Annotated in this window: 2 protein-coding genes; one reads left to right on the forward strand and one right to left on the reverse strand. The window is 71.1% G+C overall.

The annotated features are described in order from the left end of the window. Positions 1 to 2,471: NAD-glutamate dehydrogenase (locus ONA70_RS35620; protein ID WP_265010873.1), on the forward strand; the 2,471-nt coding region annotated here is incomplete at its 5' end. Positions 2,472 to 2,537: 66 nt separating this feature from the next. On the opposite strand, the gene ONA70_RS35625 is transcribed toward ONA70_RS35620, so the two are convergent. After that, positions 2,538 to 3,092 (reverse strand): class F sortase (locus tag ONA70_RS35625; protein WP_265010874.1); only part of this gene is annotated, 555 nt, incomplete at its 5' end.

Genomic DNA, 3,092 nt, shown 5'->3' on the forward strand with positions numbered 1-3,092 from the left:
TGCCCGCGCCGCGGCCGAAGTTCGAGATCTTCGTCTACTCGCCCCGGTTCGAGGGCGTGCACCTGCGGTTCGGGCCGGTGGCCCGGGGCGGCCTGCGCTGGTCGGACCGGCGCGAGGACTTCCGCACCGAGGTGCTCGGCCTGGTCAAGGCGCAGATGGTCAAGAACGCCGTGATCGTGCCGGTGGGTGCCAAGGGCGGCTTCGTGCTCAAGCAGAAGCCGGGCGACCGGGACGAGGCCGTCGCCTGCTACAAGGAGTTCGTCGGCGCGCTGTTGGACGTCACCGACAACATCCTCAGCGGGGAGATCGTGCCGCCGGAAGACGTGGTCCGGCACGACCCGGACGACCCGTACCTGGTGGTGGCGGCGGACAAGGGCACCGCGACGTTCTCCGACATCGCCAACGAGATCTCCGCCGCGCACAACTTCTGGCTGGGCGACGCGTTCGCCTCCGGCGGCTCGGCCGGCTACGACCACAAGAAGATGGGCATCACCGCCCGGGGCGCCTGGGAGTCGGTGAAGCGGCACTTCCGGGAGTTGGGGCACGACACCCAGACCCAGGACTTCACCGTGGTCGGCGTCGGCGACATGTCCGGCGACGTGTTCGGCAACGGGATGCTGCTGTCGAAGCACATCCGGCTGGTGGCCGCCTTCGACCACCGGCACATCTTCCTGGACCCGGACCCGGACGCGGCCACCTCGTGGGACGAGCGGAAGCGGCTGTTCGACCTGTCCCGGTCGTCCTGGGAGGACTACAACCGGGAGCTGATCTCGGCCGGTGGCGGGGTGTACCCGCGTACCGCCAAGTCGGTGCCGATCTCGCCGCAGGTCCGCGCGGTGCTCGGGCTCGACGACGAGGTCACCCAGCTCAGCCCGCAGGAGCTGATGAAGGCCATCCTGACCGCGCCGGTGGACCTGTTCTGGAACGGCGGCATCGGCACCTACGTGAAGGCGTCGACGCAGACCAACGCCGAGGTCGGGGACAAGTCCAACGACGCCATCCGGGTGGACGGCAAGAGCCTGCGCTGCCGGGTGGCCGGCGAGGGCGGCAACCTGGGCTGGACCCAGCACGGCCGGATCGAGTACGCCGCCACCGGCGGCCGCATCTTCACCGACTTCATCGACAACGCGGCCGGGGTGGACTGCTCCGACCACGAGGTGAACATCAAGATCCTGCTCAACACGGCGGTCGCCGACGGCGAGCTGGACCGGCCGGAGCGGGACGAGCTGCTGGCCCAGATGACCGACGAGGTCGCCGACCTGGTGCTGCGGGACAACTACGACCAGGCCCGGGCGCTCAACAACGCCCAGGCCCAGGCCGCCTCGCTGCTCCCGGTGCACCGCCGGATGATCAACGAGCTGGAGCGGTCCGGCCAGCTCGACCGGGCGCTCGAGGCGCTCCCGCCGGACGAGGAGTTGGCGGTCCGGACCGAGAACGGCCTGACCGCGCCGGAGTTCGCGGTGCTGCTCGCCTACGTGAAGATCGTGCTGGAGCGCGAGATCGTCGGCGAGGGGCTGGCGGACGAGGAGTGGACGACCGACATCCTGGTCAACTACTTCCCGACCCCGCTGCGCGAGCGGTTCGCCGACCGGATGGGGCAGCACCGGCTGCGCCGGGACATCGTCACCACCGTCCTGGTCAACGAGGCGATCAACCGGGGCGGCATCTCGTTCGTCTTCCGGGTCGTCGAGGAGACGGCCGCGTCGGCGGCGGACGTGCTGCGGGCGTACGTGGTGGTCCGCGAGGTGTTCGGGCTGCGCGACCTCTGGGATGCGGTGGAGTCGCTGGACGACCGGATCTCGCCCGAGTTGCAGACCAGCGTCTACCTGGACACCCGCCGGCTGCTCGACCGGGCGGTGCGCTGGCTGGTCACCAACCGGCGCTCTCCGATCGACGTGCCGGGGGAGATCGCCCGGCTGCGGGACGGCGTGGCCCGGCTCCTGCCGGACCTGGAGCACCTCTTCTACGGCACCGAGCGGGAGGCGATCGCCGCCCACATCGACTCGCTGACCGAGACGGGGCTGCCCCGCGAGGTGGCCGAGCAGGCGACCCGGCTGATGTACAGCTTCGGCCTGCTCGACGTGGTGGAGACCGCCCAGTCGACCGGCCGGGACGTGAGCGAGGTGGCCTCGGTCTACTTCGTCCTCTCCGACCGGTTCCGGGTGGACGCCCTGCTGTCGAAGATCTCCCTGCTGCCGCGGGAGGACCGCTGGCAGACCCTGGCCCGGATGGCGCTGCGCTACGACCTGTACGCCGCCCTGGCCGCGCTCACCGCGGAGGTCCTCGGTTCCACCCCGGACAGCCTGCCGCCGGTGGAGCGGGTGCAGGAGTGGGAGCAGGCGAACGCCACCTCGATCCACCGGGCGCACCGGGCGATGGGGGAGTTCGACGAGTCCCGCGCCGACCTCTCCGCCCTGTCGGTGCTGCTGCGGCAGATCCGTACCCTGGTGCGGACCTCGGCGGCCGCCTGACCCGTACGGACACCGGCGCGGCCCGGTGGTCGGGTGACCGACCACCGGGCCGCGCCCGTTCCGTCGTCAGGACGTCAGGCTGGCGAAGACGATGACGTTGTCGACGTAGCTGCGCGCGTTCTGGTCGAACGTCCCACCGCAGGTGACCACTCGCAGCCCGGGCTTGTCGCTCGGGCCGTAGACCAGCTCGGTGGGGAAGGCGGTCTTCGGGTACGACTTCACCTCGTCCACCATGAAGGTGGCGGTGGAGCCGTCCTCCCGCGCGACGCTGATGGTGTCACCCTGCTGGAGCGCGCCGAGGTTGAAGAAGACCGCCGGCCCGATCTTGGCCGAGTCGACGTGACCGACGATCACCGCGTTGCCGGCCTCGCCGGGGCTGGCTCCCGGGGAGTACCAGCCGGCCTTCATGGCCTGGTCCAGCGGGGGCACCTGGACCGTGCCGTCCGGGTTCATGCCGAGGGACATGATCTCGGCGTCCACCCCGATCCGGGGAATCGAGATGGTCGTCGGGGCCGACCGGGGCAGGGCCGTGGCCGCGCCGGCGACGTCCGGGTTCGGCGCGTCGTCGACCGACGGCTGGTCGCCGGTCGCGGTTCCGCTGGCGGCCTCGGTGCCGGCCGG

Origin of the sequence: Micromonospora yasonensis, assembly GCF_026013475.1 — a bacterium.
Taxonomy (GTDB): domain Bacteria; phylum Actinomycetota; class Actinomycetes; order Mycobacteriales; family Micromonosporaceae; genus Micromonospora; species Micromonospora yasonensis.